The 13596-nt window shown below is 68.1% G+C and carries 13 protein-coding genes and 1 pseudogene; 11 read left to right on the top strand and 3 right to left on the bottom strand.

Going from position 1 to position 13596, the window contains the following annotated elements; all coding sequences use genetic code 11:
• Positions 1 to 70: 70 nt before the first annotated feature.
• Positions 71 to 249 (top strand): annotated as a pseudogene (locus BLW47_RS06940) (transposase family protein); the annotation flags it as partial.
• 32 nt (positions 250 to 281) lie between these two features.
• Entirely contained in the window at positions 282 to 797 is a 516-nt protein-coding gene (locus BLW47_RS06935) for an NUDIX domain-containing protein (RefSeq protein ID WP_091553061.1), read from the top strand.
• Between the two features lie 139 nt (positions 798 to 936).
• Here BLW47_RS06935 and BLW47_RS06930 read toward each other — a convergent pair whose 3' ends face one another.
• Positions 937 to 1578 carry a hypothetical protein gene (locus tag BLW47_RS06930; RefSeq protein WP_091553059.1) on the bottom strand — a complete coding sequence of 214 codons (642 nt, stop codon included), beginning with the start codon at positions 1576 to 1578 and terminating at the stop codon, positions 937 to 939.
• A 135-nt stretch (positions 1579 to 1713) separates the two neighbouring features.
• Positions 1714 to 4122 carry an ATP-binding protein gene (locus BLW47_RS06925; protein WP_091553057.1) on the bottom strand — a complete coding sequence of 803 codons (2409 nt, stop codon included), beginning with the start codon at positions 4120 to 4122 and terminating at the stop codon, positions 1714 to 1716.
• A gap of 226 nt (positions 4123 to 4348) precedes the next feature.
• On the opposite strand from BLW47_RS06925, the gene BLW47_RS06920 reads away from it, so the two are divergent.
• Positions 4349 to 5116 (top strand): hypothetical protein, encoded by a 768-nt coding sequence (locus BLW47_RS06920; protein ID WP_091553054.1) that lies wholly within the window; start codon positions 4349 to 4351, stop codon positions 5114 to 5116.
• A gap of 250 nt (positions 5117 to 5366) precedes the next feature.
• Here BLW47_RS06920 and BLW47_RS06915 read toward each other — a convergent pair whose 3' ends face one another.
• Entirely contained in the window at positions 5367 to 5876 is a 510-nt protein-coding gene (locus tag BLW47_RS06915; RefSeq protein WP_091553051.1) for a pyridoxamine 5'-phosphate oxidase family protein, read from the bottom strand.
• A 1322-nt stretch (positions 5877 to 7198) separates the two neighbouring features.
• On the opposite strand from BLW47_RS06915, the gene BLW47_RS06905 reads away from it, so the two are divergent.
• The 8 genes from BLW47_RS06905 to BLW47_RS06870 all read left to right on the top strand — a co-directional run bounded on the left by BLW47_RS06905 (position 7199) and on the right by BLW47_RS06870 (position 13562).
• Positions 7199 to 7774: a TerD family protein gene (locus BLW47_RS06905; protein WP_091553049.1), complete on the top strand. Its 576-nt coding sequence runs from the start codon at positions 7199 to 7201 to the stop codon at positions 7772 to 7774.
• A 178-nt stretch (positions 7775 to 7952) separates the two neighbouring features.
• Entirely contained in the window at positions 7953 to 8531 is a 579-nt protein-coding gene (locus BLW47_RS06900; RefSeq protein WP_091553046.1) for a TerD family protein, read from the top strand.
• Positions 8532 to 8682: 151 nt separating this feature from the next.
• Positions 8683 to 9825: a DUF475 domain-containing protein gene (locus BLW47_RS06895; RefSeq protein WP_091553044.1), complete on the top strand. Its 1143-nt coding sequence runs from the start codon at positions 8683 to 8685 to the stop codon at positions 9823 to 9825.
• 71 nt (positions 9826 to 9896) lie between these two features.
• Positions 9897 to 10589 carry a TerD family protein gene (locus tag BLW47_RS06890; protein WP_091553041.1) on the top strand — a complete coding sequence of 231 codons (693 nt, stop codon included), beginning with the start codon at positions 9897 to 9899 and terminating at the stop codon, positions 10587 to 10589.
• Between the two features lie 53 nt (positions 10590 to 10642).
• Positions 10643 to 11218 (top strand): TerD family protein, encoded by a 576-nt coding sequence (locus tag BLW47_RS06885; protein ID WP_091553038.1) that lies wholly within the window; start codon positions 10643 to 10645, stop codon positions 11216 to 11218.
• A gap of 40 nt (positions 11219 to 11258) precedes the next feature.
• A complete protein-coding gene (locus BLW47_RS06880) occupies positions 11259 to 12482 on the top strand; it encodes a toxic anion resistance protein (RefSeq protein ID WP_091553035.1) in 1224 nt (407 codons plus the stop codon).
• Between the two features lie 109 nt (positions 12483 to 12591).
• Positions 12592 to 12999 carry a hypothetical protein gene (locus BLW47_RS06875; RefSeq protein WP_139307178.1) on the top strand — a complete coding sequence of 136 codons (408 nt, stop codon included), beginning with the start codon at positions 12592 to 12594 and terminating at the stop codon, positions 12997 to 12999.
• Positions 12999 to 13562 carry a TerD family protein gene (locus BLW47_RS06870; protein ID WP_091553030.1) on the top strand — a complete coding sequence of 188 codons (564 nt, stop codon included), beginning with the start codon at positions 12999 to 13001 and terminating at the stop codon, positions 13560 to 13562. Before BLW47_RS06875 ends, BLW47_RS06870 begins: the two co-directional genes overlap by 1 nt.
• The last annotated feature ends 34 nt before the right edge of the window (positions 13563 to 13596 follow it).

Here is a 13596-nt window from a genome sequence, read left to right as displayed (position 1 = left end):
GACGATCTCGAACGCCTTGGGTGGCCCCTCCCGCCGATTGACGTGGCCCGTCGCCCATCCACGGCCGTGACTGCCCCACAGGCAGAAGGCGGGCAACCGTTCGCACGCCACGCTGCGCGCGCTCGGCGAACGCGCCGTGGCCACCCTCAAGGGCTGGAAGATCCTGACCAAACTGCTTGCTGTCCCCGCCGCGCCACCGTGATCGTGCAGGCCATCCTCGTCCTGCATGACATCGAGGCGAACCGCTAACCACGGTGAAAAGGGCTCAGTACCGTGAAGCCGTGACGTTGGCTGACGACCTCTCCGCCGAAGGCGAACCAGAACGCGAGTTCGACCCGGGCATCGCTCAGCGCCTTCCTCGGAAGGGTGTAGCCGGCGGAGCTTTGATCCGCGACACGGCTGGTCGAATCTTGTTCGTCGTGCCGGGCTACAAGCCATTCCTGGACATCCCAGGCGGCGTCGCCGATGCTGACGAATCGCCACTGGCTGCGTGCCGGCGCGAAGTGCGCGAAGAAGTTGGTCTTGATCTGCCGATCAGTCGGCTACTTGTCGTTGACTGGGTGCCCGCTCACGGCGTGTGGCCCGATGGCGTGATGTTCATCTTTGACGGCGGGCACCTCGATGAGGACCAAGCCGCAGCGCTCAAGCCGACGGACGACGAGCTGACTGGGCTTCGCTTCGTTCCGTATCAGGAGGCTGTGCCACTTCTGCGTCCTTCGATGGCACGTCGCGTGGCATCCGCGCTGCGCGCGTTGGACGATGGTCGGCCACGCTATGCCGAGTTCGGTCGGTCCTAGTCCCAACGCCGTTGAGTTAGGGCGGCGGTCAGGGTGTCACGCGGCGGAGCTGATGACATCGAGGCTGGTGGTGGCTTCGTCGGCCAGCCAGAAGGGACGCCGGTCGGCCGCCGCAGTTACGACGCTCGGGCGAGTGGGATCACTGGCCAGAGGGCAGGCCCGGGATGTGAGACTCCACCAGGCTGCGGATCTCCACGAACTCATCGTCAGGGGAACCCAGTCGCTTCTTCGGGCTCAGGAAGGTGACCGTGCCGACGCTGACCCGATCGGCCCAGGCGCACATCGTGACGTAGTACTGGTCGTTGCGGCCGTTACCGCAGCCGGCCACGCCGCCTAAGGGGCCAGGGTCCACCGATCGGACCTCACGCACCCGCGGAAACAACCTGAAAACCTCGTTCAGCGTTGCTTCCTCGTCTCTCACGGTGCCGGCCGCCGCGCTGACCAGTACCGCATAGTCGGCGTCGGTCTGACCGTTGTAGAACTTTCCGGCTTGGTCCCTCGGGTCGTCCACTAACCGACCCAGTTGCTCGACGGTGTCAGCCACGGCGAACGCTAGCGGCCGATGGGAGAACTGGGAGCGATTGCCGAGCCGCATCGGCATTTCGAGGCGAGCCCGCACACTGGAGGGGCTCGCGGAGGGCTGCACCGACGCAGAAGGTGAGGGCGCCGCCGCCTGCCGGCCGGACTGGGGCGAGCAGCCGAACATCGCGCCCCCGACCATCACAGCTAACACTGCCCGGGCGACCCCCGAGGTGAACGGCCCCGTAATGGCCTTGCCCATGCCCGGCTCCCTAAGTGATCAACAGTCGGACGGGACGATACATGAGCTACGACGACCGGCAGCGGTGCCGCGGGGCGGGCATCCCCCGCCTAACAGGCGGGACCGACACAACAGGAGCCGCCGGCGCCGTCCGGGTCAGCCGGGGGGCGCTGCCGGCCGCGCGAGCGGTGTTCCGTCGAGCCGTGCCCGGACGGCGGCCGCTTCGGAGACGCCAAGCTCGTCGAGGATCGTGAGCGCCTGCCGCCACGCACGCCCGGCCGCCTCCGGGGAGCCGGCCGCCTGGTGGGTGTCGCCCAGATGGACCAACATCTCCGCCTCGTTGTTCCGCTCACCGATCCGGCGGATGAGGGCCAGCGCGCGCCGGTAGGCGGTGACCGCTTCCCCGTACTGCCGGAGCCCATGGTGGGCGAAGCCGATACTGTCCCAGGCCTGGGCCTGCCCGAGCAGGTCTCCGACCGCCCGCATCAGGTCGAGGGCGCGGGCGCAGGAGACGAGCGCGACCTCGTAGTCGCCGAGCAACGCATGCTGCCAGCCCAGGCCGTTGTACGCGCGGGCCTGCCCGGGACGGTGACCGGCACGCTCGAAGAGTTCCAGCGCCCGCCGGGTGTGCTCCAACGCGGCCCGGTACTCACCGTTTCGCTCGCAGAGCAGGCTGAGGTGGAACCGTACGTAGCCCTCGTCGACGGGCCGGTCGGCGGTGGCGAAGTTCCTCAGGGCCCGGTTGAAGTGGATGTGGGCCCGGATTCTGCGGTTGTCGATGCTGCTGTAGGCGCGGCCGAGTCCGCGATGGGCGTGGCCCTGGGCCAGCGGGTCGCCGATCCGCCGCGCCGCGGCCAGTGCCACCCGTTGCAGGGCGGCCCACTGCTGGCGGGGCACCTGGCGGTACAGCATCGGCTCACACGCCCACGTCAGTTGCCAGGCACGGGCGTGAAAGCCGGTGCGCGCGGCGCCGTGGATCGCCGCGACCAAGGTGGTTTCCTCGGCCGCATACCAGTCCAGTGCGGCGGCCTCGTCGCTGAAGGCGACCACGGTCACCCCTTCGTCGGGCGGCGGAATGGCGATGGTGTGACGCTGGGGGTCCAGCATCCGGCTGGCGGCGTAGGCGGTGTGGAGCAGATGGTCGAGGAGCCGACCCTGCGCCATCCGTCGACGCGCTCCGGGATCGGTGGCCCGGGCCAGCTCCATCGCGTAGGCGCGCAGCAGATCGTGCGTACGGTACCGGTCACGATGGGGCGCCGAGACGAGGTGCGCGCGGGCCAGTTCCGCCAGGGCCGGCCGGACCTGCCGCACGGGTACGCCCGCGAGGCTGGCGGCGGCGGCCACCGTGACGTCGGGACCAGGGTGCAGCCCCAGCGTCCGGAACAGGGTCGCGGCGATCGGGCTCAGTCGTCGATAGGACCAGGAGAACGCGGTACGGACGTCGGCGCCGTCGGTACCGGTGGACAACGTGTCGAGCACCGCGGTGCCGGTCCGTAACTGCGCGGCGAGCGCGGCGAGTGGTTCGTCGGGGCGGGCGGCCGCGCTGGCGGCGGCGATGGCCACGGCCAGGGGTAGCCGGGCGCAGCGGTCGACGATCTCCGCCACGGCCGCCGGTTCCTCGGCTGCCCGGCCGGTGCCGAGCCGGGACGCGAACAGCTCCGCCGCGTCGGTGGGGGTCGGCAACTCCAGCCTGAGCGGCAGCGCGCCCTCGCCCACGACCAGGCCGGTCAACTGGTTGCGGCTGGTCACCAGAGCCATACAGGAGGGGCCGCCGGGCAGCAGCGGGCGGACCTGGCCCGGGTCGCGGGCGTTGTCCAGCACCACCAGCACTCGACGATCGGCCAGCAGGCTGCGGTAGAGCGCGACGCGCGTGGACAGGTCGTCCGGCAGCCGGTGGGGGTCGGCGCCCAGCGCGATGAGGAATCCCCGCAGGGCGTTCTCGGGGGAGACCTGGGTGCCGTTCGGGTCGAAGCCGCCCAGGTCGACGTGGAGCTGTCCGTCGGGGAACCGGCCGCCGGCCCGGTGCGCCCACCAGAGCGCGACCGTGGTCTTGCCGACACCGGCGGTACCGTCGATCACGACCACGGTGGCCGACCCGTCCGGCTTTCCGCAGCTCGCGGCGGCTCTGTCGAGCGTGGCCAGTTCGGCCGCCCGGCCCACCAGGTGTCGGGCGACCGGGGGGAGTTGCCGGGGCACCGGCCACCGGCGGGACGCCGTCGGCGGGCGGGAACCGGTGCCACCCGGCGGGGTACGCCTGCGCTGGAAGGCGTACTCCAGCATCGCGTACCGGGGTCGCCAGGTCTCCTCGACCCCGGTACGCAGGGACAGCTGGGACAGCCGGTGGTGCGCCCGCGCGTGGTCGTGGAAGCACTGCACCAGGCGACGTACCACGTCCCAGTCGGGTGGCCGGCGGACCGTGCCGTTGAGGATCGCGCCCACCTGGCTCTTGCCGAGACCGACCCGGGCGCTCACCACCCGCAGGCTCGGTCCCTGCGCCTGTGTCCACAGCAGACGCAGATCAGCGCAGAAGTGCCGGAGCAGCTCGTCCGGATCGTCGGCGGGCACGGGCGTAAACCTTCCGCTCGCTCGCTGCTGGGGTCGGCCGCTGGCTGTCCGGTGCTGTCCGGCCGGGGCGGTCGGCAGCGGGCATCCGACCGGCGGCATCACGGTACCGTGACGCGGCGCGTCCGCACCGGCCACTCATCGTCACCCGGATAGCCGACTCTGATGGCTCCCCGACGAGAGGGAGTAGGAAATGACCCGAGGGAAGAGGAGAGCCCGGAGTCGGCCGGTGCGCGTCCTGCTGGCCGCCCTGCTGTCCATCGTGGTGGTGGTGCCCACCGGCGCTCGACCGGCGTCCGCGGCGATCAACTGGACCCAGGTGATCACCGCAGCGATCAGTGCGGTCAGCTCGTGGGCGAGCGCCAGTAACACTCAGGCCGCGATCCAGGAGGCGACCCGGCAGATCCTGACCGCGGTCAACTCGGCCCGCACCGAGATCCTGGCGCAGATCCAGACGATCGCGACGGCGCAGACCCGGGCCTGCGCCAACCATGCCGTGATCGAGTTCTTCGACATCGAGCGGATGACGCCGGACAACATGCAGCGGTTTGCTCAGGACGCCACCGGCTGCGCGGTGGCGACCGAGAGCATGATCTCCGCGCTGACCGACCAGGCGAGCGTGGACCAACTCGGTTTCGCGATGAACATCGTGACGCCGATCGCCCTGGTGGCACGGGCCCGGACCGGCCTGACCACCGACGGGCTGAAGAACACCCTGCGCTCGGCCAACACCCAGCTGGTGCCGAAGCTCGCAGCGTCGCACTGCACCTTCTGGTCACCCAACTTCGACCCGGATATACCGTTGCCCCGCGACGGTGACATCGTCAGCTACGACCTCTACTGCACGGCGTACAACAACGACCATGGATATGCGTACGCGGAGGTCGTCTGGCCCAACCGGCTCCCGGACAACGCCTTCGATCCGGCGGTCGCAGACGCCACCAGAAATACCAGCCGGGCGATCGCCGTCGCGGTGTTGCCCATGCTGGGCGGCTGACCCAGGGGCGGCGGCCCCGGGCAGGGGCAGTCTCGTGCCGGGCACCTGTCACACCTGGCTCGTCGGTGTGGCAGGTGCCCCGCCGCTCGGGCACCAACCGGCTCACACGCAACCGGGCCGTGGCGACCCGCTTCGACAAGCTTGCCGTCCGCTACCAGGCCACCCTGCAGGTCAGCGCGATCAACGAGTAGCTGTGACCGACTTCGACACAGGCTCTGGGCGTGGAGCCGGGCGGGTAGGGCTGTCCGGTTCAGCGACGCCAGAACTGGCGTGGCGCGAACCCCTCACGTCGCAGCCAGTGCTCGGTATAGACAATCCGCTCCGCTTCAACGACCACGAGTGTGTCCTCGGGCGGCTCGGACAGCAGTCGCCCCCGCTCGGCGTGCTCGTTCTCCCATCGGAACGCCGTCCAGTAGTGCGCACGGTCCGGGTGCTCCGGGCCAAGCACCCTGGCCGTTCCGAACAGTTGGGCACCGCGGCTGCTGGCCAGCCCGACCAGCGGCGCGAAGATGCCGACGGACACGCGCGGGTCGGCGGCGATGTTGCGCATCTTCGGCGAACGTGGCGCGGCGGTGAACAGCACCGCGAAGCCGAGCGGGTAGTACCGCACCGGGGTGGCCAGCGGCCCGTCCGGACCCGTGGTCGCGAGCACACACATGTTCTGCGACGACAGTAGGTTGAGAAGGCGCTCTTCAAGCCGTTCACGATCGAGCCGCTTCGCCGGCGTGGGTCCGGACAGCCACGGATTCGTCAACGGCATCCAGCGTCCTCAATCATGGCGAGCACCCTACCCGCATAGCCTGCTACCAAGATCGGCAGGATGCGCGTGAATCAGACGCCCTCTGAGGTCTCGGTCGGGTCGTCGATGTGGAGCCTGCTCGCGTAAGCACCGCCGGCCGGACGGTCCCGTGGGTCGGCGCGCCCGTCGCCGCCGGCCCGGACCCAAAACGCACGGTACGGGTATCCGTCCTGACCCGGCTGTTCCCACTCCAACGAGATCCGCTGCCCCGGTACCAGCGTCCGGTAGCCGGTGTGAACCAGATGACTGAAGTGCGCCCAGCAGCCGCCCGGCGTCGCTGGTGAGGATGACTCCCCAGCCCGACTCGTCATGCCATTCCCATACGGTGCCGCTCGTCACCACGTTGTCCAGTCTTTCATCAGTGCCGGGTCGGTACCCCTTCCCACTGGTACCGACCCGCTACCTGTCGAGTATTTCTGGTAGTGGCCGTCAGTTCTGGAGGACGACCGAACCGGCGATCGATAGCGATCCAGTTCCCCCACTCGGGCGCAAAAGGGGGCGGCGCCGACCGGGTCGGAATCGTCCCCCTCTGCCTCGCCGAGGCTCGACGTCTCCTGGCACACCTGATCACTCGCAGACGGACCTGGATCACATCAATCGATGGTCATGGTGGCCGCGCCGCGTCCGCCGCGCTCAACGCGTCCAGGCTCCACGGTGCGCGGAGCGTGAAGGCGCCAGCGTCGGGCAGGCGTCAACCGAGCCGGGGCAGTCCCTGATGCCAGAGGCGGGTACGGTTCACCTCGGACGATCAACAAGGCGTAGATAAGCTCGATGATCTGAATCGGTCATGGCGGCCCCGCTGCCGCGAGCAAGGGCGCTTCTACATCAACCGATCAACCCGGCCAGCCACGACCTTTCCGGGCCCTGGTCCACCGCTCGGTTCCGAGGAAGTAGGCACGATACCTGTGCTTATGCCGGCAGGTAACCGTCCGGGAGGGTTGCTTCCGGCAGGTGACCGGCTACGTGGTTCGGCCCGTTTGGGACCGCGAACTGCGCCAATGACCCGTTACTCCCGAAGCGATCTTTCGACATCCTCGTACGTGCCCAGACCGGGGCAGTGACGCGTGTTTCTTTCCGCGCCCGCTAGGCCGAGCGTCATCAGGCCAAGGGCGGGGTGGCCAGCGGACTGGTCCGGCGAGGGGCGGCCGGAGCCGCAGGGGGAGTCGGCCTGTCGATGATCAAAACTAGTGCACGTCCCCTAACATCAAACCGCCGTCGCCGGTGGCGGGCGGTCGAGAACGACGCAGGCAATGGTGCTTGCACCTGATGCAACTGGAGATTCCATGGGAGTCAGCCTTACCAAGGGCGGGAATGTCTCGCTCACCAAGCAGGCCCCCGGCCTGAGCGCCGTCATCGTCGGTCTCGGCTGGGACGCGCGCACGACCGACGGCCAGGCGTTCGATCTGGACGCCAGCGCCATCGGCTGCGACGCCGCGGGCAGGGTTCTCTCCGACAAGCACTTCGTGTTCTTCAACAACCTGGTCAGCCCCGACGGCTCCATCGAGCACTCCGGCGACAACCTGACCGGCGACGGCGCGGGCGACGACGAGCAGATCAAGGTCAACCTGATCGGCGTGCCGGCGGAGATCGACAAGGTCGTGTTCCCGGTCTCGATCTACAACGCCGACGCCACTGGCCAGACGTTCGGCCAGGTCCGCAACGCGTACATCCGCGTGCTCAACCAGGCCGACAACTCGGAGATCGCGCGATACGACCTGTCCGAGGACGCCTCGACCGAGACGGCGATGGTCTTCGGCGAGTTGTACCGCCACGGTGACGAGTGGAAGTTCCGCGCCGTGGGCCAGGGCTACGCGTCCGGCCTGGCTGGCATCGCCCGCGACTTCGGCGTCAACGTCTGACCGTCGCCTCAACACCTCATCGCGTTGGTTCGGTGGCCGGCCACGGGCCGGCCTCCGAACTGGCGAGAACTCCTGAGCTTTCGTTCATCAGAACATTCATCCGCGGCGTGCTCCGGGCGATGGGACTCCGGGCGCACGTAGACACCGCAGCTCCTATCAGAATCACGGGAGGCAGTACATGGGCGTCAGCCTCAGCAAGGGTGGCAACGTCTCGCTGACGAAGGAGGCTCCCGGCCTTACCGCCATCATCGCGGGTCTGGGCTGGGACGCGCGGACGACCAGCGGGGCGGACTTCGACCTCGACGCCAGTGCCCTGATGCTGAACGCGTCCGGCAAGATCCTGTCCGATCAGCACTTCGTGTTCTTCAACAACCTCGTCAGCCCTGACGGTTCGGTCGAGCACACCGGTGACAACCGGACCGGCGAGGGTGACGGTGACGACGAGTCCATCAAGCTCAACCTGGTTGAGGTCCCGGCGGAGTGCGACAAGATCGTCATCACCGTCTCGATCTACGACGCGGACAGCCACGGCCACTCCTTCGGCCAGGTCCGCAACGCTTACATCCGCATCCTGAATCAGGCGAATGAGGCGGAGATCGCCCGGTACGACCTGTCCGAGGATGCGTCCACCGAAACCGCGATGATCTTCGGTGAGGTCTACCGCTACGGCCGCGAGTGGAAGTTCCGCGCCGTGGGTCAGGGCTACGCCTCGGGCCTCGCCGGTATCGCGCGCGACTTCGGCGTCAACGTCGGCTGATCGCAGCCCCTGGTCGCAACTGCCAGGGGATTGAGGTGGTGATGCGTCGTGGCTGGTGCGATGTCCGGCCACGACGCATCACCACAACCGCCGTCGAGGCGGAGATGACCACCGCTTTGAGGGCCCCGGTCCCGGTAGATAAGGGAAAGACGTGCTGTTGAAAACGTTCGGCGGATCCTTCGCCGTCACCATCCTCGGTCTCGGTGCGGCCATGCTGTACGGCGGGCCCACGGGTCTGGCGATCGCCGCGATCCTGATCATCCTCGAAATCTCGCTGTCCTTCGACAATGCCGTCGTCAACGCGACCGTGCTGGAGCGGTTGAGCCCGTTCTGGCAGAAGCTCTTCCTCACGCTCGGCATCGCGATCGCGGTGGTCGGCATGCGGCTGGTTTTCCCGCTCGTCATCGTCGGGGTTACCGCCAAGCTGAACCCGGTCGAGGCGGTCCAGTTGGCGCTGGAGAAGGGTGACCCGCACACCCCGGGCACCTACGGGTACCTGATGCATGACGCGCACTCGGCCATCGCCGCCTTCGGTGGCGTGTTTCTGCTGATGCTGTTCCTCAACTTCGTCTTCGAGGAGCGCGAGCTCAAGTGGTTGTCGTGGCTGGAGCGCCCGTTGGCGCGGGTCGGCAAGCTTGAGCAGTTGGCCGTCGTCGTCTCGATGGTCGCGGTCGCGGTCGCCGCCTACGCGTTCGCCCCGGAGGGCAAGACGGCCACCGTGCTCGTCTCCGGCATCCTGGGCGTGGTCACCTATATCCTGGTGAACGGTCTCGGTGAGGTGTTCGAGTCGGACGAGGACGGCCCCGAGGTGCAGAACCTGCCGGGCATCCACGGCAGTGCCGAGCGCCTCGACGAGGTGGTCAACCGCGGTGGCAACAGCCAGCTTGCCGTCAAGGTCGGCAAGGCGGCGTTCTTCTCCTTCCTGTATCTGGAAGTGCTCGACGCTTCGTTCAGCTTCGACGGCGTCATCGGCGCGTTCGCCATCACGAACGACCCGATCATCATGGCCATCGGCCTCGGTGTCGGTGCGCTCTACGTCCGGTCGCTGACCGTCTTCCTGGTCCGCAAGGGCACGCTGAGTGAGTACGTCTACCTCGAGCACGGCGCGCAGTGGGCCATCGGCGCGCTCGCCGCCTGCCTGCTGATCAGCATCAAGTACGAGATCCCCGAGGTCGTCACCGGCCTCGTCGGAGTCGGTCTGATCGCCGCCGCGTTCGTGTCCTCGATCGTGCGAAACCGGCGCAACGGCGACTCTGCCGTGGACGACGACTCGCGCGAGCTCGTCTCGGTCTGACACCCGAGCCGACCGGCCACATCGGGTCGCCCTGCACACGTACGCGGACCGGAAAGAGGAAACAAGGACCAATGGGTATCGACTACACCAAGCGCCCCAAGCCGGACCCGCAGCCGCAGCACGCGGGCCAGGGCGGCCCGGTGTCGCTGTCGAAGGTGACGCTGACCAAGGCTGCGCCGACGGTGTCGCTGACCAAGCAGGGATCCGCCACCGGGGTGCTGCGGGTGAACCTGAACTGGAACGCGCGGCCGGCCGGTCAGGGCGGCGGGCTGTTCAAGCGCATGCTCTCCGGGGCGATCGACCTGGACCTGGGTTGCCTGTACGAGTTCGTCGACGGGTCGAAGGGCGTCGTGCAGGCACTCGGCAACGCCTTCTCCGCCCAGCCATACGGCGCCCGGGAGGCGGTCATCTGGCTCGACGGCGACGACCGGTCCGGGACGAACTCGGCCGGCGAGAACCTGTACATCAACCTGGCGTACGCCAACCAGATCCGCCGGGTCATGGTCTTCGCCCTCATCTACGAAGGTGTGCCGAACTGGGCCGCGGCCGACGGTGTGGTGACGCTCTACCCGGCGGCCGGCCCGCAGGTCGAGGTGCGCCTGGACGACTCCCGCGACGGTGCCCGGATCTGCGGCATCGCGATGATCGAGTCGAACGGCGGTGACCTGTCGGTGCGCCGCGAAGTCACCTACATCAACGGCAGTCAGCGGGACCTCGATCGCGCGTACGGCTGGGGCATGCGCTGGGCCGCGGGCAGCAAGTAGCGCGCAGCCTCACGAAGTCCGTATTCGACAGTGACCAGGAAAGAGGCACGAGCATGAGCGTGAGCCTGACCAAGGGGCAGAAAGTCTCCCTGTCCAAGGCCACCGGCGGCACCCTGACCCGGGTACGGATGGGCCTGGGCTGGGATGCGGCGCCGAAGAAGGGTCTGTTCGGCATGAAGAAGCAGACGATCGACCTGGACGCGTCCTGTCTGCTCTTCAACGCCGGTGGTGAACTGGTCGATGAGGTGTGGTTCCGGCAGCTGAAGAGCCGCGACGGTTCCGTCCAGCACACGGGCGACAACCTGACTGGCGACGGTGACGGTGACGACGAGTCGATCCGGGTGGACCTGTCCCGCGTCCCCGCCAACGTCACGACCCTCGTCTTCACCGTGAACTCGTTCACCGGCCAGGACTTCTCCCAGATCGAGAATGCGTTCTGCCGCCTGATCGACGAGACCGATGGCAAGGAGATCGCTCGGTACGACCTGTCGGGCTCGGGACGGCACACCGCCCAGGTCATGGCGAAGGTCGCCCGCGACGGGCAGGGCTGGGCCATGACGGCGATCGGCGCTCCTGCCACCGGGCGAACGATCCGGGACCTCATCCCGGCGATCGCGTCCCACCTGTAACCCGCCTTCTGCCATTTTCCGAGTCCAAGGAGTACCCCAGATGTCCGAACTCGACCTCGGTTCGGGCGCAGCACCGGTAACGCCCCCAGCTCCCGGTAACGCGCTTGTCCTCACTCCGCCCGCTCCCGTCGTCACCGTCGAGAAGGAGCAGGCAGCCGGCGCGGTGCCGCTGGACGACGCCAAGCAGGCCGAGCTGCGGACCAAGGCGAACGCGTTCGTCGCCGAACTGGCCGCGCTGGACATGCGCTCGCCCGCCTTCGCCGAGAAGGTCGGCGCGATCGCGTCGATGGGGGACCGGGAGATGCGGGCCGCGGCGAGCGTGTCCAACAGGATGCTGGAGCGCCCCGCCGCGGCGGTGCGCAACGCCAGGACCGGCACCGCCGGTGACGCGCAGACCCGGGTCGCGAACACGCTGGTCGATCTGCGTAACACGGTCACGGAGCTCGACCCGGGACGCGCCGACCTGAGTGGCGCGAAGAAGATCCTCAAGTTCCTGCCGGGCGGTGACAAGCTCCAGCGGTACTTCGCCAAGTATCAGTCGGCGCAGAGTCACCTCAACGCGATCATCAAGGCCCTCGACTCCGGCCAGGACGAGCTGCGCAAGGACAACGCGAGCATCGAGGTCGAGAAGGCCAACATGTGGGCCAACATGGGCAAGCTGAGCGAGTACAACCAGCTCGCGACGGCCCTCGACGCCGCGGTCGAGGCCAAGGTGGCCGAGCTCGAGGCGACGGGCAGGACCGAGGACGCGAATATGCTGCGGTCCGACGCGCTGTTCCCGATCCGGCAGCGCCGGCAGGACATCATGACGCAGATGGCCGTCGCGGTTCAGGGGTATATGGCCCTCGACCTGGTCCGGAAGAACAACATCGAACTGATCAAGGGCGTCGACCGGGCCCAGACGACCACCCTCGCGGCGCTGCGTACCGCCGTCATCGTCGCGCAGGCGCTGGCCCGGCAGAAGCTCGTGCTCGACCAGATCACCGCCCTTAACACGGTCACGTCCAACATGATCGAGGCCACCTCGGCCCAGCTGCGCATGCAGGGCGCGCAGATCAACGAGCAGGCGGCGAGCTCCACCATCGACATCTCCAAGCTGCAGGCGGCGTTCGACAACGTCTTCGCGACGATGGACGCCGTCGACACGTTCCGCGCCCAGGCGGTGGACAGCATGGCCCAGACCGTCAGCGCGCTGGAGCAGCAGATCGAGCGTGCCAAGCCGTACCTGGAGCGGACCCGCCGTGCCGAGGGCGCCGGTTCCTGAGCAAACTGACCAGTCGTAGGAAGGGACGTCTGCCGTGCCATGGTTCGGGGGAGGGCGGGATGCCCGGCCGCCACAGCAGGCGTCCCCTTCCGAGGACAGCCCCCCGGCCTTGCGGCACGGCCTGTACCAGCTCGTCCGGTACATCAACCAGAGCTCCGGTCGGCTGCCGGTGGAGTCGGTCGTGACTGCCCGCCGGGTGACCGACACGGTCCGGGAGATAATCGACAGCTCGGACGTCCGCCCCCTGGACGTCTACGCGGTGGTGCTGGTCAAGGGAATCGTGACCGACTATCTCCCGACCACCCTCCGGACGTTCCTCGCCCTCGACCCGACCCAGCACGACGTGCCGAGGGCCGGGGGCCGCACCCCGGTGCAGTCGCTACAGGAACAGCTCGAGTCGCTGTGGGATTCGGCGTCGGCCGCCCTCGCCGCGAGCCGGGCTCAGGATGCGGACGCGTTGATGGCACAGGGGAGTTTCTTGCGTACCAAGTTTTCTCGATCGGACCTGGACCTCTGATGGCGGCGATGAAGCGGGGCGCGAACGCCGCACTCACCCGGGAAAACCCCCACCTGACCGGAGTCGTGGTCGGGGTGAGGTGGGACGCCGGGGCCGAAACGCCGCTCTCGGACAACCTTGTCGTCGCGACCATCCTGTGCGACGCGGCCGGCAAGGCCGTCTCCGACGAGCACTTCGTGTTCTTCAACCAGCTCAGCTCGCCCGACCTGTCCGTGAACCAGCTGGAGCAGGCGCTCGGCGACGACAACGAGCAGATCGAGATCGACTTCAACGGTGTACCCGACACGATCGCCCGGATCACTCTGGTGTTGTACATCAACGAGGGCACCGCGCGCCGCCGTGCTCTCGGGCAGCTAAAGGAGTGCCGTCTGCGTGTCCTGAACCTGGCCGACAACAGCGAACTCGTCCGGTCCGAGGACCTGTCCGGCATGCTGACCAACGAGACCGCGATCGCGCTCGGCGAGATCTACCGGCACAACGGCGAGTGGAAGTTCAAGGTCATCGGCGAGGGTTACGCCAAGGGGATCGCCGGCGTCGCCGCCGACTACGGGCTGACGCTATGAGCCTGCCGTCGCCCAAGGACGCGCTGATGCGTAC

It is taken from the genome of Micromonospora pattaloongensis, assembly GCF_900107255.1.
GTDB classification, from domain to species: domain Bacteria; phylum Actinomycetota; class Actinomycetes; order Mycobacteriales; family Micromonosporaceae; genus Micromonospora_I; species Micromonospora_I pattaloongensis.
This window is presented reverse-complemented; position numbering and strand designations above follow the sequence as displayed.

Coding starts and splice junctions, on each gene's coding strand:
- BLW47_RS06930 (WP_091553059.1), bottom strand. CDS start 1,578: ATGGGCAAGGCCATTACGGGGCCGTTCACCTCGGGGGTCGCCCGGGCA.
- BLW47_RS06915 (WP_091553051.1), bottom strand. CDS start 5,876: ATGCCGTTGACGAATCCGTGGCTGTCCGGACCCACGCCGGCGAAGCGG.
- BLW47_RS06905 (WP_091553049.1), top strand. CDS start 7,199: ATGGGAGTCAGCCTTACCAAGGGCGGGAATGTCTCGCTCACCAAGCAG.
- BLW47_RS06900 (WP_091553046.1), top strand. CDS start 7,953: ATGGGCGTCAGCCTCAGCAAGGGTGGCAACGTCTCGCTGACGAAGGAG.
- BLW47_RS06890 (WP_091553041.1), top strand. CDS start 9,897: ATGGGTATCGACTACACCAAGCGCCCCAAGCCGGACCCGCAGCCGCAG.
- BLW47_RS06885 (WP_091553038.1), top strand. CDS start 10,643: ATGAGCGTGAGCCTGACCAAGGGGCAGAAAGTCTCCCTGTCCAAGGCC.
- BLW47_RS06880 (WP_091553035.1), top strand. CDS start 11,259: ATGTCCGAACTCGACCTCGGTTCGGGCGCAGCACCGGTAACGCCCCCA.
- BLW47_RS06870 (WP_091553030.1), top strand. CDS start 12,999: ATGGCGGCGATGAAGCGGGGCGCGAACGCCGCACTCACCCGGGAAAAC.